18 protein-coding genes are annotated in these 23404 nt (G+C 70.8%); 6 read left to right on the forward strand and 12 right to left on the reverse strand.

Annotated features, from left to right (window positions below; translation table 11 throughout):
- Positions 1-81: 81 nt before the first annotated feature.
- The 6 genes from ACWDU4_RS02685 to ACWDU4_RS02710 all read right to left on the reverse strand — a co-directional run bounded on the left by ACWDU4_RS02685 (position 82) and on the right by ACWDU4_RS02710 (position 7204).
- Positions 82-1251 carry a lipid-transfer protein gene (locus ACWDU4_RS02685; RefSeq protein WP_450112300.1) on the reverse strand — a complete coding sequence of 390 codons (1170 nt, stop codon included), beginning with the start codon at positions 1249-1251 and terminating at the stop codon, positions 82-84.
- Positions 1248-1658 carry a MaoC family dehydratase gene (locus ACWDU4_RS02690; protein WP_450112301.1) on the reverse strand — a complete coding sequence of 137 codons (411 nt, stop codon included), beginning with the start codon at positions 1656-1658 and terminating at the stop codon, positions 1248-1250. The genes ACWDU4_RS02685 and ACWDU4_RS02690 overlap by 4 nt, the downstream gene beginning before the upstream one ends.
- Positions 1658-2659: a bifunctional MaoC family dehydratase N-terminal/OB-fold nucleic acid binding domain-containing protein gene (locus ACWDU4_RS02695; protein WP_450112302.1), complete on the reverse strand. Its 1002-nt coding sequence runs from the start codon at positions 2657-2659 to the stop codon at positions 1658-1660. Before ACWDU4_RS02695 ends, ACWDU4_RS02690 begins: the two co-directional genes overlap by 1 nt.
- On the reverse strand, positions 2656-3822 hold the full coding sequence (locus tag ACWDU4_RS02700) for an acyl-CoA dehydrogenase family protein (RefSeq protein ID WP_450112303.1): 1167 nt from the start codon (positions 3820-3822) through the stop codon (positions 2656-2658). The genes ACWDU4_RS02695 and ACWDU4_RS02700 overlap by 4 nt, the downstream gene beginning before the upstream one ends.
- Complete coding sequence (locus ACWDU4_RS02705; RefSeq protein ID WP_450112304.1) at positions 3807-4916, reverse strand: acyl-CoA dehydrogenase family protein; 1110 nt, start codon at positions 4914-4916, stop codon at positions 3807-3809. The genes ACWDU4_RS02700 and ACWDU4_RS02705 overlap by 16 nt, the downstream gene beginning before the upstream one ends.
- 110 nt (positions 4917-5026) lie before the next feature.
- On the reverse strand, positions 5027-7204 hold the full coding sequence (locus tag ACWDU4_RS02710) for an acyl-CoA dehydrogenase (RefSeq protein WP_450112305.1): 2178 nt from the start codon (positions 7202-7204) through the stop codon (positions 5027-5029).
- A 127-nt stretch (positions 7205-7331) separates the two neighbouring features.
- Here ACWDU4_RS02710 and kstR point away from each other — a divergent pair, with 127 nt between their 5' ends.
- Together kstR and otsB are read left to right on the forward strand one after the other, a co-directional pair.
- Complete coding sequence (gene kstR, locus ACWDU4_RS02715; protein ID WP_450112306.1) at positions 7332-7988, forward strand: cholesterol catabolism transcriptional regulator KstR; 657 nt, start codon at positions 7332-7334, stop codon at positions 7986-7988.
- A 14-nt stretch (positions 7989-8002) separates the two neighbouring features.
- Positions 8003-10543 (forward strand): trehalose-phosphatase, encoded by a 2541-nt coding sequence (otsB, locus tag ACWDU4_RS02720; protein ID WP_450112307.1) that lies wholly within the window; start codon positions 8003-8005, stop codon positions 10541-10543.
- 67 nt (positions 10544-10610) lie between these two features.
- Here the strand turns inward: otsB and ACWDU4_RS02725 are convergent, their stop codons facing one another.
- Both ACWDU4_RS02725 and ACWDU4_RS02730 read right to left on the reverse strand, forming a co-directional pair.
- The gene (locus ACWDU4_RS02725; protein ID WP_450112308.1) at positions 10611-10982 is read right to left on the reverse strand and encodes a nuclear transport factor 2 family protein; all 372 of its coding nucleotides are present in this window, start codon (positions 10980-10982) and stop codon (positions 10611-10613) included.
- A 120-nt stretch (positions 10983-11102) separates the two neighbouring features.
- On the reverse strand, positions 11103-12212 hold the full coding sequence (locus ACWDU4_RS02730; RefSeq protein WP_450112309.1) for a LacI family DNA-binding transcriptional regulator: 1110 nt from the start codon (positions 12210-12212) through the stop codon (positions 11103-11105).
- Between the two features lie 85 nt (positions 12213-12297).
- On the opposite strand from ACWDU4_RS02730, the gene ACWDU4_RS02735 reads away from it, so the two are divergent.
- Genes ACWDU4_RS02735 through ACWDU4_RS02750 form a run of 4 tightly spaced genes read left to right on the forward strand, consistent with a single transcriptional unit; the run spans position 12298 to position 18835 of the window.
- Positions 12298-13428, forward strand: coding sequence for a metal ABC transporter solute-binding protein, Zn/Mn family (locus tag ACWDU4_RS02735; protein WP_450112310.1), 1131 nt, complete (start codon positions 12298-12300; stop codon positions 13426-13428).
- A complete protein-coding gene (locus ACWDU4_RS02740; RefSeq protein ID WP_450112311.1) occupies positions 13425-14258 on the forward strand; it encodes a metal ABC transporter ATP-binding protein in 834 nt (277 codons plus the stop codon). Before ACWDU4_RS02735 ends, ACWDU4_RS02740 begins: the two co-directional genes overlap by 4 nt.
- 13 nt (positions 14259-14271) lie before the next feature.
- Positions 14272-15159 (forward strand): metal ABC transporter permease, encoded by an 888-nt coding sequence (locus tag ACWDU4_RS02745; protein ID WP_450112312.1) that lies wholly within the window; start codon positions 14272-14274, stop codon positions 15157-15159.
- 49 nt (positions 15160-15208) lie between these two features.
- Positions 15209-18835 (forward strand): hydantoinase B/oxoprolinase family protein, encoded by a 3627-nt coding sequence (locus ACWDU4_RS02750; RefSeq protein ID WP_450112313.1) that lies wholly within the window; start codon positions 15209-15211, stop codon positions 18833-18835.
- Here the strand turns inward: ACWDU4_RS02750 and ACWDU4_RS02755 are convergent.
- From ACWDU4_RS02755 to rlmB, 4 genes are all read right to left on the reverse strand, one after another.
- Positions 18832-20235 (reverse strand): MFS transporter, encoded by a 1404-nt coding sequence (locus ACWDU4_RS02755; protein WP_450112314.1) that lies wholly within the window; start codon positions 20233-20235, stop codon positions 18832-18834. The two genes, ACWDU4_RS02750 and ACWDU4_RS02755, sit on opposite strands and share 4 nt — an antisense overlap.
- Positions 20236-20295: 60 nt before the next feature.
- Positions 20296-20985, reverse strand: a complete 690-nt coding sequence (locus ACWDU4_RS02760; protein ID WP_450112315.1) for a ZIP family metal transporter — start codon at positions 20983-20985, stop codon at positions 20296-20298.
- Positions 20986-21155: 170 nt separating this feature from the next.
- Complete coding sequence (locus ACWDU4_RS02765; RefSeq protein WP_450112316.1) at positions 21156-22361, reverse strand: amidase family protein; 1206 nt, start codon at positions 22359-22361, stop codon at positions 21156-21158.
- Between the two features lie 63 nt (positions 22362-22424).
- The gene (gene rlmB / locus ACWDU4_RS02770; protein ID WP_450112317.1) at positions 22425-23402 is read right to left on the reverse strand and encodes a 23S rRNA (guanosine(2251)-2'-O)-methyltransferase RlmB; all 978 of its coding nucleotides are present in this window, start codon (positions 23400-23402) and stop codon (positions 22425-22427) included.
- Positions 23403-23404 lie beyond the last annotated feature (2 nt).

Here is a 23404-nt window from a genome sequence, read left to right on the forward strand (position 1 = left end):
CGCCGAGAACGAGAAACGGGTGGCTCCCGCACTCCCCACAAGGGACTGCGCCGGGAGCCACCCGTTTTCGGTTCCGGAGGGTCAGGCCGTGAGCACCAGGCCCGACGTCGGGACGCCGGTGCCGGCGGTGACGAGCACGTTCTGCACGTCCGGCACCTGGTTGACGGAGGTGCCGCGGATCTGGCGCACGCCCTCGGCGATGCCGTTCATGCCGTGGATGTAGCCCTCGCCGAGCTGGCCGCCGTGCGTGTTGAGCGGCAGCCGCCCGCCGAGTTCGATCGCGCCGTCGGCGATGAAGTCCTTCGCCTCGCCGCGACCGCAGAACCCGAGCTCCTCGAGCTGCATCAGCACGTACGGGGTGAAGTGGTCGTACAGCACCGCCGTCTGCATGTCCTGCGGCCGCAGCCCCGACTGGGCCCACAACTGGTCGCCCACCAGACCCATTTCCGGCAGACCGCTCAGGCCGTCCCGGTAGTAGCTGGTCATGATGTACTGGTCGGCCCCGCTGCCCTGCGCGGCGGCGGCGATGATCGCCGGCTTGTTCGGCAGATCCTTCGCCCGCTCCGGAGACGTCACCACGATCGCGATGCCGCCGTCGGTCTCCTGACAGCAGTCCAGCAGGTGGAGCGGCTCCGCGATGTAGCGCGAGTTCTGGTGGTCCTCGATGGTGATCGGCTTGCCGTAGAAGAACGCGTTCGGGTTGGTCGCGGCGTGCTTGCGGTCGGCGACCGCCACCCGGCCGAAGTCGGCACTGGTCGCACCGTAGACGTGCATGTAGCGCTGCGCGATCATCGCCACGAACGACGCCGGGGTGCTCAGGCCGTGCGGGTACGAGAAGGCGTTGTCGGTGCCCGACGAGTTCACCTGCTGCACCAGAGCCGAATTGACCTGGCCGAAGCGCATTCCCGACCGCTCGTTGAAGGCGCGGTACGCGACGACGACGTCCGCGACGCCGGTGGCCACGGCCATCGCCGCCTGCTGGATGGTCGCGCAGGCCGCACCGCCCCCGTAGTGGATGCGGGAGAAGAACTTCAGGTTCGGGATGCCCACCGAACGGGCCACGGCCACTTCGGTGTTGGTGTCCATCGTGAACGACGTCAGCCCGTCCACGTCCGACGGCTTCAGGCCCGCGTCGTCGAGGGCGGCCTGCACCGCTTCCGCGGCCAGACGCAGTTCGCTGCGACCGGAATCCTTGGAGAAGTCGGTGGCGCCGATGCCGACGATCGCGGCCTTGCCGGACAGCTCGCTCACTGGGCTGCTCCATCCATCACGAGGGTGACCGTGGACTTGATGTGGTCACCGAGGCTGTCCTTGCCGACGATGTCGAGGGTGACCAGGCCGTCCTCGACGGAGGCGACCGAGCCGGTCAGGGTCAGGGTGTCGTACGCGTACCACGGCACGCCGAGACGCAGCTTGATCGACTTGATCACCGCGCGCGGGCCCGCCCAGTCCGTGACGTACCGCTGCACCAGGCCGGTGTCGGTGAGGATGTTGACGAAGATGTCCTTCGACCCGCGCTGCTGCGCCTTGTCACGGTCGTGATGGACGTCCTGGAAGTCCCTGGTGGCCAACGCCGTCGACACGATGAACGTCGGGTCGCCATGAATGGACAGGGGCGGCAGGGTCTCCCCCACCGTCGCGGTCAGGGTCGAGCTCATCACTGCTCCTTCACGGGACGCCACGCGTACAGGGTCCACGGCTGCTGGTCGGTCTCGTCGTCGCCGGGCAGGTCGAGGAACTCCACCTGGACGCGCTGGCCGATGGTCACGTCGGCCGGGTCGATGCCGCGCAACTCACCGAGCATGCGCACGCCCTCGTCGAGTTCGACGAGCGCGACCACGAACGGCAGCGAGCGGCCCGGCACCTTCGGCGCGTGGTGCACCACGTGACTGAACACGGTGCCCTGACCGGACGCGACCACGTAATCGGTCCGCTCGGACTTGTCCTTCCAGATCGCGGGCACCGGCGGGTGCTGCAACGACCCGTCCTGCCGCTGCTGGATCCGCAACTCGTGGGCGGCCACACCCTCCCAGAAGAACTCGGTGTCCCGCGAGACCGACGGGCGCAGCATCCGAGCCGGGTTCAGGTCGTCGAGCGAACCACCCAGCGACGAGGACGCCTCTGTGCGGGTCGGCTCGGCCTCGGACTTGGCCGGCGGCGCGAACTTCAGGATCCGGAACAGCATCTCGGCGACGACCTCGTCGCCCACCTTCCAGTAGTTGCGCGTGGTGAAGAACCAGCCCTCACCGAGGCCCGTCTTCTTCGGTCCCACAACGTCTTCGAGGACCGACTCGATGGTCACCTCCTCACCGGGACGCAGGTAGCGGTGGTAGGTCTGGTCGCAGTTGGTGGCGACCACCGAGGTGTACCCGGCCTCGTCGAGGATCTCGGTCATCCGGCCGAGCGGGTCGTCCTCCTCGCGCACCGCACCGAGACCGCGCATCGTCCACACCTGTGCCATCGCGGGCGGTGCCACGAGGCCGCCGTGACCGGCGGCGATCGCCGCGTCCTCGTCGACGTAGATGGGATTCTCGTCGCCGATCGCCTCGACCCAGTTGCGGATCATCGGCATGTTGATCGGATCACGACCCTTGCGCGGCTTGCTGGCGCCGCCGTCCCGAACCCGCTGCGCCGCAGCGAGAATGTCCTGCTCGCTCATCGGCGTGCCACCTTCGGCAGACCCAGACCGGCGGTGGAGATGAGGTCACGCATGACCTCGTTGACGCCGCCGCCGAAGGTGATGGTGAGGTTGCGCTTGGTCTGCGCGTCCAGCCACCTCAGCAGGTGCCCGGTCTCGGGGTCTGCCAGGTCGCCCCAGCGGCCCACGACCTCCTCGGCCAGGCGACCCATACGCTGGATCTGCTCGGTGGCGAACACCTTCGTCGCCGAGGCGTCGGCCATGTCGACGGCGCCCTCCGCCGACGCGACCTGCCAGTTGAGCAGTTCGTTGAGCCGGTAGATCGCGCGGATCTCACCGAGCGCACGCTGCACGTCGGGCTGCGTGACGAGCGGCCGCCCGTCCGGGCCCGGACGCTTCGCCCACTCGCTGATCTGGTCGTACAGCCCGCCGACGCGGCCGGACGGGCCGAGCATGACACGCTCGTGGTTGAGCTGGGTGGTGATCAGCTTCCAGCCCTTGTTCTCCTCCCCGACGAGCATCGAGGCCGGCACGCGCACGTTCTCGTAGTACGTGGCGTTGACGTGGTGTGCGCCGTCCGCGGTGATGACCGGGGTCGACGAGAAGCCCGGATCCGTGGTGTCGACGATGAGGATCGAGATGCCGCGGTGGCGGTCCTCGGTGGTACCGGTGCGGCAGGCCAGCCAGATGTAATCGGCGGCGTGTCCACCGGTGGTGAAATACTTCTGGCCGTTGACGATGTAGTGATCACCGTCGCGGACCGCGGTGGTGCGCAGCGACGCCAGGTCGGTGCCCGCCTCGGGTTCGGTGTACCCGATCGCGAAATGCACCTCGCCGGTGAGGATGCCGGGCAGGAACTTCTGCTTCTGCTCCTCGGTGCCGTACACCTGCAGGGTCGGGCCGACGGTCTGCAGCGTCACCGACGGCAGCGGCACGTCCGCGCGGACCGCCTCGTTGGTGAAGATCTGCTGCTCGATCTCACCGAAGCCCTTGCCGCCGAACTCCTTCGGCCAGCCGACACCAAGCCAGCCGTCGCGGCCCATGCGGCGGATGACCTCGTGGTAGACCGGGCCGTGCCGGTCGGTGAGCATGATCTCGGCCTCCTCCGGCGAGATCAGGTCGGCGAAATACTTCCGCAGTTCCGCCTGGAGCTTCTTCTGCTCGGGGGTCAGATCGATGAGCATGCTGCCTCCACACCGAGGTCGCGGGCGCCGAGGGCGCCGAGAATGGACAGACGGGACGACGGGCCGCCGACGAGCCGGACGAAGTCCTTGGTCTGCTCGTAGTACAGATGCGCCGGGTAGGTCACGTCGGCGCCGAGACCGCCGTGCATGTGGATGCACTGCTGCATCGCCACCGGCAGCTGCTCGGCCAGCCAGTAGGCGGCCACCGCGGTGTCCTCTGTGGCGTCGAGGCCCTCCGCGAGTCGCCAGCACGCCGACGTCGCGGCCAGCTCCAGCGTGCGAGCGGTCACGTAGGAGTCGGCGAGTTGCTGCGAGACGGCCTGGAATGCGGCAATCGGCTTGCCGAACTGCTCGCGGGTGCTCACGTGCTTGGCGGCCAGGTTGGTCATCCCGGTCCCCAGGCCCGCGGCCTGTGCGGCGACCGCGGCGAGCGCGATCCGGTACAGCTCCTCGACCCGGGCACCCGTGAGCAACGCTCCCGAGTCGATGCGCACGCCGTCGAGCGCCATCGTGTATTCCGGCGCCAGGGACGGGGTGAACGTGCGGGTGAGCGTGACGCCGTCGGCGTCGGGCGCCACGACGGCCACCCCGGCCGACGTCGGCACCAGCACGAAGGCGGCCTGCTCGGCGTACCGCACGCCCACCTTGCGGCCGGTCACGACGTATCCGTCGCCGTCGGCGGTCGCCGTGGTCGCCGGCGTCGCGGGCAGCGGCGCGCCCGGCTCGCTCAGCGCCGCGGTGAGGATCGCGCCGCCGGCCACACCGGCGAGGAACCGCTGCGGGTCACCGCCGAGCGCGAGCAGCGGCAGCACACCGAACCCGAGGGTCTCGAGAACCGGGACCTGCGCCGCATGCCGGCCGACCTGGCCGAGCAGCACACCGATCTCGGCGATGCCGAGGTCGTCGCCGCCGAGCGCGGACGGCAGCGGCAGCGAGAGCACCCCCTCGTCGGCGAGACGCTGCCACAGGGTGGCGTCCCACACGGGGGCGTTGCGATCCATGGCCGCGAGCGTCTCTGCGCTCGCCGCCGTCTGCAGCACGGCAGAGGCCACCTCGGCCACCGCCTGCTGTTCACTGCCAAGAGTGAAGTCCACCTGAGAAACCGTCCTATCGAAATACGTGGAAATCAGTGCACGTGTGACTGATCAGCATTGAAACACCGGGTTCGCGGCCGAGCCCGCCGCGTTCCCACTCTCCAGTAGTGCTAGCCGCGCGGCAGCCCGAGCAGCTGTTCGGCGGCGACGGTGAGCAGGATCTGCTCGGTGCCTCCGGCGATCGTCAGGCACCGGGTGTTGAGGAACTCCCGGGACAGCGGCCCTTCGACCGCGCCGCCGACGCCCGCGCACTCGAGCGCGTACTCGGCGACCGCCTGCCGGTGCCGCACACCGACCAGCTTGCGCACGCTCGACGCCGGACCGGGATCCTGGCCGTCGAGCTGACGCAGGGTGGTGCGGTGCTCGAGCAGCGAGCCGACCATCGCGTCACCGACGAGAAAGCCGATCCGGTCCTCGGTGACCGGATCCGTGCCCCCGCGGCCTGCCAGCTCGAGGAGCTCCTCCATCGCCTTGCCGAGCGAGGACCCGCCGCTCATCGCGACGCGCTCGTTGGCGAGGGTGGTGCGCGCCAGCCTCCAGCCGCCGTTCACCTGCCCGACCACGCAGTCGTCGGGCACGAAGACACCGTCGAGGAACACCTCGTTGAACAGGGCGTCGCCGGTGATCTCCCGCAGCGGCGAGATCCGGATCCCCGCACTGCGCATGTCGACCAGGAAGTAGGTGATGCCCTTGTGCTTCGCTGCGTCCTTGTCGGTGCGAGCCAGGCAGATCGCCCAATCCGCTTCGCGGGCAAGGGAAGTCCACACCTTCTGGCCGTTGAGGACCCAGCCTCCGTCGACCTTCTCCGCGGTCGTGCGCAGGGAGGCCAGGTCGGAGCCTGCGCCCGGCTCGGAGAACAGCTGGCACCAGATCAGGTCACCGCGCAGGGTCGGCATCGCGAACCGCTCGATCTGCTCGGCGGTGCCGTGCTCGAGGACGGTCGGCACCGCCCACCACCCGATCACCAGGTTCGGGGTCTCGAGCCCCGCGCGGGCGAGCTCCTCACCGATGAGGATCTGTTCGGCCGCCTTCGCGGACTTCCCGTACGGCGCGGGCCAGTGCGGGGCGAGGTAGCCGGACTCGGCGAAGGCGACGCGACGGTCGGTCTCGGGCACGGCGACGATCGCCTCGATCTCGGCGCGCACCGAGGCGCGCTGCGCCTCGAGGTCGCCGAGGTCGACGGTGAGGTGTCTGCGCGCACCGGCGCGGGTCAGCTCCGCCACGCGCGCCCGCCACGCGGCGCCGCCGCCGAGCAGCTGCCGCAGGGAGACGACCCGTCGCAGGTAGAAGTGCGCGTCGTGCTCCCACGTGAAGCCGATGCCACCGAGCACCTGGATGCAGTCCTTGGCGGTGTCCACGGCGGCGTCCAGCGCCACGGACGCGGCGACGGCGGCCGCGATCGGCAGCTCGTCACCGGTCTCGGCGGCCACCGCGGCGTCCCACGCGACCGCGCGGATCTGCTCGACGCGGCACAGCATCTCCGCGCACAGGTGCTTGATCGCCTGGAACGAGCCGATCGGCTTGCCGAACTGCTCGCGGATCTTCGCGTACTCGACGGCCGTGGTCAGGCACCAGCCCGCGATGCCCGCGGCCTCGGCGGCAGCCAGCGTCGCCGCGAGGTCGCGCACCAACCCGGGACGCACCTCCGAGAGCACGCGGTCCGACGAGACCCGCACCCCGTCACAGGTCACCGTCGCCAGCGGGACGCTCACGTCGACGTTCTGGACGGCTTCGACCGTCAGCCCGGGCGCGCCGGCCTCGACCAGGCACCAGACAACATCACCCGAGGCTTCGCCCGAGGTGGTGTCGCCGGCCCGGGTGGCGGGCACCAGCACGCCGATCTCGGGTGCGCCGCCGAGCGCGAACCCGGCCGCCCCGGTCAGCACCACGGTGCCGTCGGCGTCGACGGCGGCGCTCACGTCGCCGTCCAGCACGACACCGACCGGCAGCGCACCCTCGGCGAGTTCCGGACCCCACTGCTTGGCGGCCGGCTCTCCGCTGCGACCCACGACGAGTGCGGCGAGCGCGGTCGAGAGCACCGGACCGGCGGCGAGGGACGCGGCGGACTGCTCGAGCATCACCGCGAGGTCGACGACCTCACCGTCGGCGCCACCGACCTCCTCCGCCTGCGCGACCATGAACAGGCCGAGTTCGGCGAGCGCGCCCCAGTGCGTCCGCCACGAGTCGGTCGGACCCTGGCGCAGCGTCTCGACCGGATTCGCCGAACGGGCCCAGGACTGGATCGATTCCTGGACCGCACGCTGCTCGTCTGTCGTGGCAATACTCACAAGTCTGGCCACCCTTTCAGTGCTGACAAAACCCTCTAGAACGTGTTCTAATCTCTTAGTCGGCTCTCAGTCAAGGCCGGAACCGAAGCGCACATAAAACCATTAGACATTTCAAGGAAGCTCGTCGATGACCTCCTCCCCCCGCACCCGCTCCGCCGGCAAGGCCGGAGCGAACGGCGCCGTCTCCACGCTGACGGACGACGACCTCAGCTCGAACGCGCAGCGCGAACGTCGCAAGCGCATTCTCGACGCGACTCTCGCGCTCGCGTCGAAGGGCGGATACGAGGCCGTGCAGATGCGGGCGGTCGCCGAGCGCGCCGACGTCGCGGTCGGCACCCTGTACCGGTACTTCCCGTCGAAGGTGCACCTGCTGGTCTCGGCGCTGGGCCGCGAGTTCGAGAAGATCGACTCCCGCAAGAAGATGCCGCCCGGCGACAGCCCGATCGAGCGGATGCACCTGATCCTCGGCCAGATCACCCGGGCGATGCAGCGCGACCCGCTGCTCACCGAAGCGATGACCCGCGCATTCATGTTCGCCGACGCGTCCGCCGCGGCCGAGGTGGACCAGGTCGGCCGGCTGATGGATTCGCTGTTCGCCCGCGCGATCAGCGACGGCACGCCGACCGAGGAGCAGCTTCAGATCGCCCGCGTCATCTCCGACGTGTGGCTGTCGAACCTGGTCGCGTGGCTGACGCGCCGCTCGTCGGCCACCGATGTCGCCAACCGTCTGGAACTGACCGTCGAACTGTTGCTCGGTGGGTACAAGCTCAAGCACAGTTCGTAAGTAGACTTTGCGCGGTGAGTGCGCAGGATCTACCAGTCGAGCTCCGACGGCGTCTCGTCTCCATCGCGAGGACGCCGCGACTTCTCGTGACCTCCGACTACGACGGCACCATGGCGCCGATCGTGTCGGATCCGGCGAAGGCGTTCCCCCATCCGGACGCGGTCCGCGCCCTGCGCGCACTCGCGATCCTGCCGGGGACCACGTCCGCCGTCGTATCCGGACGCGCCCTGCGCGATCTGGCGGTGCTCTCCCGGTTGCCGGTCGAGGTGCAACTCGTCGGCAGCCACGGCTCCGAGTTCGACGTGGGGTTCGTGCACGAGATCAGCGACGACGCCCGCCGCCTCCTCCGGGAACTCACCACCGAGTTGCAGGGCATCGCCGCCGAGAGCCCCGGGGTCGCCGTCGAAGTGAAACCGGCGAGTGCCGCACTGCACGTGCGCAACGCGAGCCCCGAGGTCGGCGAGGCCGCGCTCACCCGGGTCCGCCAGGGCGCCGCCAAGTGGAACGGCGTCCAGGTCACCGAGGGCAAGGCCGTCATCGAACTGGCGGTCATCACGACCGACAAGGGTGAGGCGCTCGACATCCTCCGGCACCGGGAGGGCGCCTCCGCGACGGTGTTCTTCGGCGACGACGTCACCGACGAGAAGGCCTTCGCGCGCCTGCAGGGACCGGACGTGGGGGTCAAGGTCGGCGAGGGCGACACGCTCGCCGAGTTCCGGATCGACCGCACCGAGGACGTGGGCGCGGCGTTGGCCTTCCTGCTCGAGGAACGCCGCACCTGGCTGAACGGTGAGAGCGCGCCGCCGATCGAACGGCTCACGATGCTCGCCAGTCCGCGCACGGTCGCGCTGCTGACCCCGGAAGCCGGGGTGACCTGGCTGTGTCACCCCGAACCGGACTCGGCGGCGGTGTTCGCGCACCTGCTCGGCGGGGTCGGGGCCGGGCACTTCACCGTCGAGCCGTACCGGGCCGGGCTGCCGCTGAGCCAGAGCTACGTCGACGGCACGATGACGGTGGAGACGCGCTGGGCGAGCCTGCAGGTCACCGACTACCTGCCGCACGACGTCCCGGCCGGACGGACCGAGCTGACCCGGGTGATCACCGGCCGGGCGAAGGCCGTGGTGACGTTCGCACCGCGTCCCGAGTTCGGCCAGGTGCAGGTGCACCTGGAGCCGGAGGAGAACGGTCTGCGGGTGTACGGCATGAACGATCCGCTGGTGCTGCGCTCGCCGGGTGTCGAATGGGAGATCGTCAGCGACGGCGTCCAGCAGACCGCACACGCGGTCATCGACCCCTCAAACGGGCCGATCGTTCTCGAACTACGTTGCGGCACCACGGATCTGAGCCCATCACCCGTACCGGAACCGGACCGCCGCGCACAGGCGGAGTCGTACTGGCGGGACTGGGCGGACGATCTGGAACTGCCGTCCCGCAAGCGTGGACTGATGAAGCGGTCGGCGCTGACACTGCGCGGGCTCGTGCACACCGACTCCGGTGCGATCCTCGCCGCAGCCACCACCTCGCTCCCGGAGGAACTCGGCGGCGTCCGCAACTGGGACTACCGCTACTGCTGGCTGCGGGACGCGTCGATGACCGCGTCCGCCCTGGTGACACTCGGCTCGCTCGGCGAGGCCGAGGGGCTCCTCGAGTGGGTGCACCGGGTCCTCGAGAGCATCCCCGGCCCCGAACGACTGCACCCGCTCTACACCATCCACGGCACCAATCTGCCGCCCGAGGCCGTGATCGACTCGCTGCCCGGATACGGGGGCTCGCGCCCCGTCCGCGTCGGCAACGCCGCGAACTCGCAGGTCCAGTTGGACGTGTTCGGACCGATCGTGGAGCTGATCGCGGACCTGGCGCAGGCCCGCGAGAAGAAGGGGATCGCCGAACCGCTGACCGACCGGGACTGGGACCTCGTGCTGGCGATGGTGTCCGCCGTGCAGCGCCGGTGGGCCGAGCCCGACAACGGCATCTGGGAGATCCGCGGAAACCCGCGCCACCACGTGTACTCGAAGGTCATGTGCTGGGTGACGGTCGACCGCGCGCTGAAGCTGGCCACGGACTTCGGCCGCTCCGCGGGAGTGGACTGGGAGGCGTTGCGGCACGAGATCGCCGACGAGGTCAAGGATCGCGGCTGGAGTGACCGCGCGAACTCGTACACCGCCGCCTACGACGGCACCGACCTCGACGCGGCCACCCTGCACATCGGCCTGTCCGGGCTGATCGACCCGTCCGACCCGAGGTTCGCGGCCACCGTCATCGCGACCGAGGCCGAACTGCGCAGCGGGTCGACCGTGTACCGGTACCACCACGACGACGGCCTGCCGGGCGGCGAGGGCGGCTTCCACCTGTGCGCGGCCTGGCTCGTCGAGGCGTACCTGCTGATCGGGCAGCGCGCCGACGCGGAGGCGCTGTTCGCGCAGCTGGTCGCCGCGGCCGGGCCCACCGGGCTGCTCGCCGAGGAGTACGACCCCGTCGCCGAACGCTCCCTGGGCAACCACCCGCAGGCGTACAGCCACATCGGGCTGCTTCGCTGCGCCCAGCTGCTGAGCTAGCGCCTGCGGCGCCTGTGAGTACTTGTGGTGGCCCTGGCAACCACAAGTACTCACAGGCGCGAAGCGCCTACGAGACGGTCATGTCCTCCGGCGCCCAGTAGGCGCGCAGTTCGACGATCTCGCCGGCGTCGTTGAAGCGGAAGGTGTCGATCGGAGCGGACGTGTAGGTGGTCCCGCCCGCCTTCGACACCACACTGAAGTGGGCCACTGCTTCGCCGCCCGCGACCCGGACGGCGAGCAGTTCGGCGGTGTTCTCCATCGCGGCACCACGATCGAAGAACTCCACGAGCGCGGCGCGACCCACCTTCGGCTCGCTGCCGACGGGATCCTCGACGACGGCGTCGTCCGCGAACAGGGCGGCCCGCTCGGTACCCGAACCTTCCGCGATCAGACGCACGTAGCTCTCCACGACTGAGCGCAGTTCCTCCGGTGTGGCCATGTCGAATCTCCCTTGCGATGAAACGATTTCGGTGCGGCTCGATGACCCGCGGGTCCACGCTAGGGGGACCCGCGGGTCATCGACCGCGCCATTCCGCTCATCGGGACGATGCGAGTGCGGCTACTCCGCCGGACCGCGTTCCCACCGCCGGGGCGGGGCCGCGGTGCGACCGCGCACCAGCTCGGTGTCGAGTATCTCGACGGTCGCGACCCCGGAATGCGAGTCCCGCAGCAGCATCGCGCCCGCTCGGCGCCCCTTCTCCTCCGCCGGCTGCCGGACGGTGGTCAGCCCGACCCGCGACGCGTCGGGCACGCCGTCGAAACCGGTGATGGACAACTCTGCGGGCACGTCGATGCCGCGCCACCGCGCGAACTCGAGCGCACCGAGCGCCAACACGTCGGTCGTGCACAGCAGCGCGGTGATGCGCGGGTTGAGCACCAGTGCCCGTTCGGCCGCCGCGTGCCCGGCACCGACCGTGTGCTCGGCGCTCTCGAAGACCGTGAGCGACAACGGATCCAGACCCGCGTCGGCCAACGCGTCCTGCACCCCGGCGATACGTTCGCGCTGAACGTGGAAATTCGGTGACAGGAGCCGCTCGGCATCGGCCCGACCGTTGCGCGCATCGTGACCGAGCCGCATGCACAGCACCCCGATCTCGGTGTGACCCAACGAGATCAGGTGATCGGCGAGCTCACGCATCGCGCCGCGGTCGTCGATGCCGACCAGGGCCGCCCCTGCGATCCGGCGGGGCTGGTCGCACACGACCACGGGCAGGTGCCGCTCGAGCACCGCGGCGAGGTGCGGATCGTCGTCGGCGACGGAGTAGACGACGAACCCGTCGACCCCCGCCTGCTGCACCACCGCCGCGGCGTCGACCTCGTCACGCCCGGGGCCGGCGGGAATCAGCATCAGCCCCTGCCCGGCCTCCTCGCAGGATTCGCTCAACCCGGCCAGGAAGCTCATCGCCGCGGGGTCCCGGAACGAGTAGCTGAGCGCCTCGGTCAGCAGCAGGCCCACGGCTCCCGCCTTGCGGGTGCGCAGCGACCGGGCCACCGGATCGGGGCCGGGGTAGCCGCGACGTTTGGCCGCCTCGAGCACGCGGGCACGCAATTCGGCGGAAAGCTGATCGGGGCGGTTGTAGGCGTTCGACACCGTGGTACGGGACACCTTGAGCTCCGCCGCAAGGGAGGCCAGGGTCGCCTGACGATGCGGATGACGAGAGCGGGGCATAACGGGACGGTACGCGCTCACCGGGTGACCGAGAGCACGGCCCCGCCAATGTACAACGGAAACGGTTTCCATTAATATTTTCGGCATGCCCTTCTCATCACTGCCGTTCCGCCGCGCCCGCGTCCACCTCCGTGGACGGACCGGCCGCGCGACGGCCGCGGCACTGGGACTGGCAACCGCCGCCACGCTGGGCCTGAGCGCGTGCGGCACCGCCACCTCCGACACCGGTCACGACGGCCGCATCAGGGTCGTCGCGTCGACCAACGTGTGGGGCTCGGTAGCCGCCGCCGTCGCCGGTGATCACGCGGACGTCACCTCGATCGTCACCGAACCGTCCGCCGATCCGCACTCCTACGAGGCCAGCCCCCGCGACGCCGCCGCCGTGACCGATGCGGACCTGGTCGTCTACAACGGCGGCGGTTACGACGAGTTCATCGAGGACATCCTCGGCAGCGGCCCCGACAAGCCGACGGTCAACGCCTTCGAACTGTTCGGCGCGGATACCGACCTGCACGCCGGGCACGACCACGACGCCGCGCATGACACCGCGGGCGAAGCCGGGCACGAGGCGACGGAGGGCGGCGAGTCGCACGCCGGGCACTCGCACAGTCACGACAACGGCGGGGTCAACGAGCACGTCTGGTACGACATCCCCACCGTCGACACCGTCGCCCACACGATCGCGGCCGAGCTCGGCGCGCTCGACCCGGCGAACGCCGCCGCGTACACCGCGAACGCCGAGACGTTCCACGGGAAACTGCACGGCATCGCCGACGCCACCGCAGAGATCGCCGCGAAGCACCCGCAGACCGCGATCGCGCAGACGGAGCCGACCGCGTTCTACCTGCTCGCCGCCGCCGACCTGCACGATCAGACGCCCGCCGACTTCACCCGGGCCGTCGAGGAGGGCAACGACCCGCCGCCGGCCGCGATCGCCGCGACCCGCGACCTGCTGACCGGCAAGAAGGTGGCCGTCCTCGTCTACAACAGCCAGACCGAGGACAAGGTGACCCGCGACATCCGGTCCACCGCGGAGACCGCGGGACTCCCGGTCGTCGAGGTCACCGAGACCCTGCCCGACGGTCTCGACTACGTGCAGTGGCAGACCGAGACGGCGGAGCGGCTCGCCGAGGCACTGGACGGCGCCGCCGCCGAGGCACTGGACGGCGCCGCCGCCGAGGCACTGGACGCCGCCGCGACCGGACCCGCCGCGTGACGGCCGCGGTCGCGCTGAAGGGCGCCGAACTGTCGTACGGCAGGCGCACCCTGTGGTCGGGGCTGGACCTGGACGTCGAACCGGGCGAGTTCGTCGCCGTCCTCGGCCCCAACGGGTCCGGCAAGACGTCACTGCTCAAGATGCTGCTCGGCCAGGTGCCGCTGACCGCGGGCACCGCGCGCATCGCAGGCAGTCCCGTCCGCGTCGGCAACCCGAACGTCGGTTACGTCCCGCAGCAGAAGACGATGGACGAGGGACTGCCGCTGCGCGGTCGCGACCTCGTCGGCCTCGGTGTCGACGGGCACCGCTGGGGCACCGGCCTGCGCGGCCGCAACGCCCGGAAGGCGATCGTCGACGCCGCGATCGCCGAGGTCGGCGCGCAGGCGTACGCGAACGCCCCCGTCGGCTCGCTGTCCGGGGGCGAGCAGCAGCGGCTGCGGGTGGCTCAGGCCCTGGTCGGTGATCCGAAGGTGCTGCTGTGCGACGAGCCACTGCTCAGCCTGGACCTGGCGAACCAGCACCGCGTCTCCGACCTGATCAACCAGCGCCGGCGCCGGCACGACACCGCGGTCCTGTTCGTCACCCACGAGATCAACCCGATCCTGCCGCTCGTCGACCGCGTCCTCTACCTCGTCGACGGCCGGTTCCGGATCGGCACCGCCGCCGAGGTGATGACCTCCGAGGTGCTCTCCGAGCTGTACCGCACCGAGGTCGAGGTGCTGCACGTGCGCGGCCGCCTAGTCGTCGTCGGGACCGGCGACGCGATCGACGCCCTCGGCGGCGCCGGTGAACTGAACACCGACTGCGCACACCACGAGGACCACGAATGAACGAGAACCTCGCATGAACGACAAACTCACCGGGGCGCTGTCGAGCATGCTCGACTGGCGGACGACCATCGACCTGCTGCAGTACGACTTCGTCCAGCAGGCGTTGCTCGCCGCCGCGATCCTCGGCCTGCTGGCCGGCGCGATCGGCCCGCTGATCATCAGCAGGCAGATGTCCTTCGCCGTGCACGGCACCAGCGAACTCTCACTGACCGGCGCGTCCGCCGCCCTGCTCGCCGGGATCAGCGTCGGGGTCGGCGCCATCGTCGGTTCGGTGATCGCCGCCGTGTTGTTCGCGCTGTTGGGAAGCAAGGCGCGCGAACGCGATTCGGTGATCGGCGTGATCATGTCGTTCGGTCTCGGCCTGTCGGTGCTGTTCATGTGGCTCTACCCGGGCCGCACCGGCACCAGCTTCTCCCTGCTCGTCGGGCAGATCGTCGGTGTCGGCAACAGCGGACTGCAGTTGCTGCTCGTGTTCGCGGTGATCGTGCTCGCCGTGCTCGTCGTCGTGTACCGGCCGCTGTTGTTCGCGAGCACCGACCCCGAGGTGGCGCGCGCCCGCGGGGTGCCGATCCGCGGACTGTCGCTGGTGTTCGCCGTGCTCGTCGGCGTCGCCGCCGCGCTCGGTGTGCAGATCGTCGGCGCCCTGCTGGTGCTGTCGCTGCTCATCACCCCCGCCGCGGCGGCCGCCCGCGTCACCTCCAGCCCGCTCAAGACCACGCTGCTGGCGATCCTGTTCGCCGAGCTAGCGGCGGTCGGCGGGATCCTGCTCTCGCTCGCCCCCGGTGTGCCGGTGTCGACGTTCGTCACCACCATCTCGTTCGTGATCTACCTGGTGTGCCGGGCGATCGGATCGCGGCGCCGCGCGAACTCGGGAAGGGTCGCGGTCGCGGCCGGGCACTGAGCCGAACGCACCCTAGGATTGACCTCCGATCGTTCGCGATGGGAGAACCGTGACTGGTAAGCGTTGGGAATTCTGGGTTGATCGTGGTGGCACGTTCACCGACATCGTCGGCCGCCGACCCGACGGCACCCTGGTCACTCACAAGCTGCTGTCGGAGAACCCGGCCCGGTACGCCGACGCAGCCGTCGCCGGCATCCGCGTGCTGCTCGGGTCGAGCGCCGACCCGATACGGCCCGAGGCTTCGCCCGGAGAGGTCGCCGTCACCGCCGACCGGGTCGAGCAGGTCCGAATGGGGACCACGGTGGCCACCAACGCACTGCTCGAGCGCACCGGGGCGCGTACGGCCCTCGTCATCACCAAGGGGTTCGGTGACGCGTTGCGGATCGGATACCAGAACCGGCCGCGCATCTTCGACCGGCAGATCGAGCTGCCGGAGTTGTTGTACGAGCGCGTGATCGAGGTCGACGAACGCGTCACGGCCGACGGAACCGTCCTGCGCACACCGGATCTCGACCGACTGGCCAACGAGCTCCGGCAGGCCCGCGCAGAAGGCATCGGTGCGGTGGCCGTGGTGTGCATGCACAGCCATCTGTATCCCGATCACGAGGCGGCGATCGGTGAGCTCGCCGATCGCATCGGGTTCCCCCAGATCTCGCTGTCCAGCGTGGCCAGCCCGCTGATGAAGCTGGTGCCGCGCGGGGACACCGCGGTGGTCGACGCCTACCTCTCGCCGGTGCTGCGCCGCTACGTCGATCTGGTGACCGGTCAGCTGCCGGGCGTGCGGCTGATGTTCATGCAGTCCAACGGTGGCCTCGCCGAGGCGGGCCACTTCCGCGGCAAGGACGCGATACTCTCGGGCCCGGCCGGCGGCATCGTCGGCATGGTGCGCATGTCCCAGATGGCCGGCTTCGACAAGGTGATCGGCTTCGACATGGGCGGCACCTCGACCGACGTGTCGCACTTCGCCGGCGAGTACGAGCGCGTGTTCGACACCCAGGTTGCCGGGGTCCGGCTACGGGCACCGATGCTGGACATCCACACCGTCGCTGCAGGCGGCGGCTCGATCCTGCACTTCGACGGCAGCCGGTACCGCGTCGGCCCGGACTCGGCCGGCGCCGATCCCGGTCCCGCCTGCTACCGGGGTGGCGGACCACTCACCGTCACCGACGCCAACGTGATGCTCGGCCGCATCCAGCCCGACCACTTCCCCCTGGTGTTCGGGCCGGGCGGCGACCAGCCCCTGGACAGCGCCGTCGTGCGCAGCCGCTTCACCGAGCTGGCGGCCGACATCCGCGCACGGACCGCGGACGACCGCTCACCCGAACAGGTGGCCGAGGGCTTCCTGCGCATCGCGGTGGCGAACATGGCCAACGCGGTCAAGCACATCTCGGTGCAGAAGGGGCACGACGTCACCGAGTACGCGCTGACCACGTTCGGCGGTGCCGGCGGCCAGCACGCATGCGCGGTCGCCGACTCGCTGGGCATCCACACCGTGCTGGTCCCGCCGATGGCCGGCGTCCTCTCGGCGCTGGGCATGGGCCTGGCCGATACCACGGTCATGCGGGAGCAGTCGGTGGTCGCGGCGCTGGGACCGGACACCATGCCCCGGATCCTCTCCGTCGCCGAGGCGCTGGAGTCGGCGGCCGTCACCGAACTCGGAGACGAGGGGGTCCCCGCGGACCGGATCCGGCTGACCCGGCGCGCGCACCTGCGCTACGACGGCACGGACACCACGGTGTCCATCGACCTGACCGATCCCGAGACCATGACCGCCGAGTTCGAGGGCGTGCACCTGCGCACCTATTCGTTCCTGATGGATCGCCCGCTCGTCGTCGACGCTGTGGCCGTCGAGGCAACCGGGCTCACGCACCATCCGGACCTGACCGGTGTCGCGGCGGCGCCCGACGACGCGCCCGGCGAAGCCCCCGACACCGTCCGGATGTACCACGACGGCGCCTGGCACGACGCGCCGCTGTACGAACGCGCACGCATGCGGCCCGGGGATGCGGTGACCGGACCGGCGATCCTCGCCGAGGCCAATTCCACCACCGTGGTGGACCCGGGCTGGCGCGGCACGCTCACCGCGGCGGGGCACCTGCTGCTCGAACGGGTGACCGCTCGGGGCGAGGCCGCAGTCGGCACGCAGGCCGACCCGGTGATGCTCGAGATCTTCAACAACCTGTTCATGTCGATCGCAGAGCAGATGGGCGCGGCCCTGGAGTCGACGGCGCAGTCCGTGAACATCAAGGAACGACTCGACTTCTCGTGCGCGCTGTTCGATCCGGACGGGAACCTGATCGCCAACGCCCCCCACATCCCGGTGCACCTCGGTTCGATGGGCAGCAGCGTCAAGGAGGTCATCGCACGCCGGCGGAACGACATGCGGCGTGGTGACGTCTACGCCGTCAACGACCCGTACCACGGCGGCACCCACCTCCCCGACATCACAGTCATCACACCGGTTTTCGATGAGCCGGGCGCACAGATCCTGTTCTACGTCGCCTCCCGCGGACACCACGCCGAGATCGGCGGGATCACCCCGGGGTCGATGCCTGCCACCAGCCGGGAGATCGACGAGGAGGGGGTGCTGTTCGACAACTGGCTGCTCGCCCGCGACGGCCGCATCCGCGAAGCCGAGACCCTCGACCTGCTGACCGGCGCGCGGTACCCGTCCCGGAATCCCGAAACCAACCTCGCCGACCTTCGTGCCCAGATAGCCGCGAACGCAAAGGGGGTCGACGAGGTCGCGAAGATGATCGGCCACTTCGGACTCGACGTGGTCGAGGCCTACATGCGGCACGTGCAGGACAACGCCGAGGAGGCGGTGCGCCGGGTCGTCGACACCCTCACCGAGGGCTCCTACCGGTACGAGACCGACTCCGGTGCGGTGATCGCGGTGCGGGTGAGCGTGGACCGGCAGAGTCGCTCGGCGACAATCGATTTCACCGGAACGTCGCCACAGCTCGAATCGAACTTCAACGCGCCGTCGTCGGTCGCGACGGCCGCTGTGCTCTACGTGTTCCGCACCCTCGTCGCCGACGACATCCCGCTCAACGACGGCTGTCTGCGGCCCCTGCACCTCGTCATCCCCGAGGGGTCGATGCTGGCGCCGAGCCATCCGGCCGCCGTCGTCGCCGGCAACGTGGAGACGTCGCAGGCCGTGACCGGCGCGCTGTACGGGGCGCTCGGCGTGCAGGCCGAGGGGTCCGGGACGATGAACAACGTCACCTTCGGCAACGACCGGCACCAGTACTACGAGACGCTCGGCTCCGGGTCCGGTGCAGGCGACGGGTTCGACGGCTCGTCGGTGGTGCAGACCCACATGACCAACTCCCGCTTGACCGACCCCGAGGTGCTCGAGTGGCGGCTCCCGGTACTCCTGGAGGACTTCGCGATTCGGCGCGGCAGCGGCGGCGACGGGCGCTGGCGCGGCGGCGACGGCGCGGTCCGCAGGCTCCGGTTCCTGGAGCCGATGCTGGTGAGCACGCTGTCGGGACACCGCCGGGTGCCGCCGTACGGCATGGCCGGCGGCTCCCCCGGCGGCCTGGGCAGCAACCGGGTCGAACGCGGGGACGGGTCGGTGGTACGGATGGCAGCCTGTGACTCGGTGGAGGTGCAACCGGGCGACGTCCTGGTCGTCGAGACGCCGGGCGGCGGCGGTTACGGCACCCCCTAGCGGCCGGGTCGGGCTCGCGGTCGGGTCGCCCGCATCGCCGTCAGCACACCGAGCACGGCGATCGCGGCGAACACCCCGTACAGCAGTCGCGCCGACCCGGTCGTCGACGTCCCCAGATTCACCAGCACGCCGGCGATCGCGGACCCGACCGCGTTCGACACCAGCTGCACGGTGTTGATCGCCGACGCGGCCCGCGCGCCCTGCACCGGGTCCTCGGAACTGGCCATGGCGAAGGCGGCGAGGTGCGGCCATGCGGCACCGATTCCGGCACCCACGACCGCCAACGCGACCGCCCACAACCAGATCACCGAGCCGGGGGCGTCGGAGCGCTGGCACATCGCCAACGCCGCGAACCCGGCGATCACGGCCGCGCCACCCGCCACCACGATCGCCCGCACGGTCCGGGCCCGGTGCGCGCCCGCGCTCGCCACCTCGCCGAGTGTCCAGCCGATCGCGAGCGCCGCGCCGAGAAACCCGGCCATGAGCGGTGCGAGCCCACCGAGCCGCTGCCCGAACAGTGGCACGAACGTCTCCGCCGTCGACGCGACCGCGAGGAAGCCGATGGTCAGGTACGTCCACTTCAGGGTGCCGCCGCGGGCGAAGGTCACCGAGGGCAGCACGCTGCCGCCCCGGGCGCGTTCGTATCCGACGAACACCGCAAGCAGCACCAGCGCGGCCGCGACGCCCACCGCGGTCCCGGTACCCGAGCCCGCGACACCGGCCACGCTCATCACCAGCGCGGCAGCCGAGAGCAGCACCATCGACACCACCGGCACGGTCTCGCCGGTCGACTCGGGTCGGCCGCCGACGATGTAACGGGGCACCAGGGCCGCGATGCCGACGCCGAGCACGGCGAGCGCGACGAACGCCAGCCGCCACGAACCGAACTGCGCGAACGCACCCCCGACGGTGGGTCCGACGAAGGTGCCCACACCCCACATCGCGGACACCAGGGCGGAGGCCCGCGTCCACAGGCCGGACGGCAGCACCGACCGGATCAACGCGTATCCGAGCCCACTGATCAGTCCGCCGCCCGCGCCCTGCAACGCACGCCCCGCGAGCAGCACCCACATCTCGGGGGCGAGCGCGCACACCACCGTGCCCGCGGTGAACGCGGCAATCGCGACCAGGTAGGCAGCCCGAGGCCCGACGAGCGCCAGCAGCCGACTGACCAGTACCGCGGACGCCACCGACGCCACGAGGAAGATCGTCGTGGCCCACGCGAAGAACCTGTCGCCGCCGATGTCCTCGACGGCGGACGGCAGCAGGCTGGCGGTCAGATAGATGTTGGTGGCGTACAGCGCGACCCCACCGGCCAGCACCACCATCGACCCGAGATGAGCGGGCCCAAGCAGATCTCGCCAACCCCTGGGTCCGGCTTCCGTGTCGATCACATGCACGACATCAACCGTAGAACCTCGAGTTCGGTCGAGGTCAAACCCGCCCCGCCGCCCCCAGGGCTAACCGCCCAGCGCGAACGCGACCAGGAACCCCAGCGCCGTCGACAGGCCGACCCACCAGCCACCCTCCCGATACGCCTCGGGCATCAGCGAATCGGCGAGGACCGCAATCGTGGCGCCACCGGCGAAGGCCTGGATCACCGCGATCCGCGACGGTGGAATCGAGTCGGACGCGGCGTACGCGAGCACCACCACCAGCACGAGCACGACTGCGGTGACGGTCCACAGCACCGCGGCGCGGCGCCGGTCGAAGTTCGGTTGCTTCCGCATCGACGCCGCGCCGGCCACCGCCTCCGGCACGTTGCCGACCGCGATCGCCACCAGCAGGACGAGCCCGCCCTCGACGCCGAGCGAGACTCCGAGGGCGGTGTTCTCGGGAATGCCGTCGAGCAGCGCGCCGAGCATCAGCGCCCAGCCGAGGGCGGCGGGTCCGAGCTTGTTCTCGATCAGGTGGTCGGCGACCACGTAGACCAGCGCACCGAGCATCAGCGCGATGCCGGCGACGACGACCCCTTCCGACTCGAACGCCGGCTGGAACAGTTCGGTCGACACCGCGGCCACCATCGCGCCCGCGCCGAACGCCATCAGCGCGGCCAGCAGCGGCCGCGGCAGGTCGTAGCGCAACCCGACGAACGCGCCGACGAGCATCGGCAGGGCGGTCCCGAGACCGTAGAGGAGGGCGGTCGCCATCCCGGGATCGTACGGCGGCGGAGCGGCGACCGCGGGTAGGCGACGGTGAGGGGGCGAGCGCGCTCGAAGCGGGTGGTTGACGTGCATCCACGCTCGCGGCACGGCCCCGCTCCGTGCCGCGAGCGGACAGGTGAGCGCCAATCGGCTCGCCGTGGAGTGCCGTGGCGGCGCTAGGCGACTCCGGCAGCACGGACGGCGGCTGCGAGCGCGAGCACGTCCAGGTCGCGGCCGCGGGGTCCGACGATGCACAGACCCACCGGGATCTCCACCGGCAGAGGCACGCTCACCGCGCAACGTCCGGTGGCACCGGCGATGCAGGTGAGCGCGAAGGTCGCGGCCCGCTCCCGTTCGATCACCTCGCCGCCGAGGATCGCCTCCGCAACGGTCGGCGCCACGGAGGACGCCGAGGGCACCAGCAGCAGGTCGTCACCGAGCAGGGCGTCCACCCGGGATGCGAAGCTCCACAACCTGTCCCAGGCCCGCCGCCGGTCCAGTGCGGTGTACCCGGCCGCCGTGTCGAACCGGGCGCCCACGTCGGGGTTCAGCGTGGCCCGGTGCCGGGAGATCCACGCACTGTGCGCGTGCCACGCCTCCCAGCCCTGGACGGTCTGGAAGTCGCGGACGGCGCCCGGCAGGGCGCCGGTGTCGATGTCACACCGTTCGATCGCCGGGAGGTTCGCGGCGTTCGTCCACCGGGTGACGGCCGCGGCCACGGCGTCCCGCACCTCCGCGGAGGCGAGCGCGACCAGCGCGTCGCACACCAGCGCCCGCGCGAACGTCCGCGGCTGCTGCGGCGGCAGCAGCACCCGACCGACCGCATGCAGGGTGCCGGGATCGCGCGCCAGCCACCCGACGGTGTCGAAGGACGGCGCCAGCGGCAGCACCCCGACAGCGGACACCGCGGCGTGCGTGGTGCGGATCCCGTACAGCCCCTGGTACGACGCGGGCACCCGGATCGACCCAGCGGTGTCCGTGCCGAGCCCGACCGCAGCATCGCCGAGCGCGACTGCGCTGGCCGGACCGGAACTCGATCCTCCTGGGATCCGTTCGGGTGCAGCGGGATTGGGAGGCGTCCCGTAGTGGGCGTTGGTCCCGGCGAGGCTGTAGGCGAACTCGTCGGTCCGGGCGATCCCCGCGACGGACGCGCCCGCCGCAAGCAGGGCCGCGACCACCGGCGCGGTGCGGGTGGCCGGCGAAGCCTCCGCGAGCCGGACCGGATTGCCGGCACCGACACGATGACCCGCGAGGTCGAACAGGTCCTTGACCGCGACGGCCATGCCGTCGAGCGGTCCGGATCCTGTGGGTTCGACCAGCGGGGACCCGCACTCGCGCCACACTGCGGAAGCGGAGCGACCCCGGTCCCCTGCGTCGATCATGCGCACCCCCGGGGCCGCGAGTCCTTCCGGTCCGCGCGCGGGCCGAGAGGACTCACGGGCGCGTCAGCGCCGCTGCCGGGCGATGTCCGCGAGCACGACGCCGGCCGCGACGGACGCGTTGAGCGACTCGACCGGGCCGGCCATCGGGATGCTCAGGATGGTGTCGCAGGTCTCGCGCACCAGACGCGAGAGGCCCTTGCCCTCCGAGCCGACCACGACCACGACCGGACCGGTGCCGTCGTACTCGTCGAGGGTGGTGTCGCCGCCGGCGTCGAGGCCGACGACCTGCACACCCTTCGCGGCCCAGTCCTTGAGCGTGCGGGTCAGGTTGGTGGCCTGCGCGATCGGCAGTCGCGCCGCGGCACCGGCGCTGGTCCGCCACGCGACCGCGGTGACCGACGCGCTGCGCCGCTGCGGGATCACCACACCGTGACCGCCGAACGCCGCGACCGAGCGGACCACCGCACCGAGGTTGCGGGGGTCGGTGATGTTGTCGAGCGCCACCAGCAGCGCCGGCTCCTGCTGGGTGCGGGCGTTCGCGAGGAGGTCGTCGGGGTGCGCGTACCGGAACGGCGGCACCTGCAGCGCGACACCCTGATGCAGGCCGTTGGCGCTCATCCGGTCCAGGTCGGTGCGCGGCACCTCGAGGATGGAGATGCCCTTGTCCGCGGCGATCTGCACGCTCTCGGACAGCCGGTCGTCGTTCTCGGTGCCGACCGCGACGTACAGCGCGGTCGCGGGCACACCGGCCCGCAGGCACTCGAGGACCGGGTTGCGGCCGAGCACGTTCTCCGGGCCGTCGGTGCCCTTGCGGGGCGATCCGCCGCGCCCGCCCGACCCACCGCCGACCGGTCGACCGGCGCCGGCCTTGGCCGCCGCACGGGCCCGCTTGGCGGCGGGGTGCTTGGTCCGCTCGACCGCGGGCGGGGTGGCGCCGCGGCCTTCGAGGCCCTTGCGCCGCTGGCCGCCGGACCCGACGACCTGGCCCTTCTTGGTGCCGGACTTGCGGACCGCGCCGCGCCTGCTCGAATTGCCTGCCATCA

The organism is Rhodococcus sp. NPDC003348 (genome assembly GCF_053589375.1).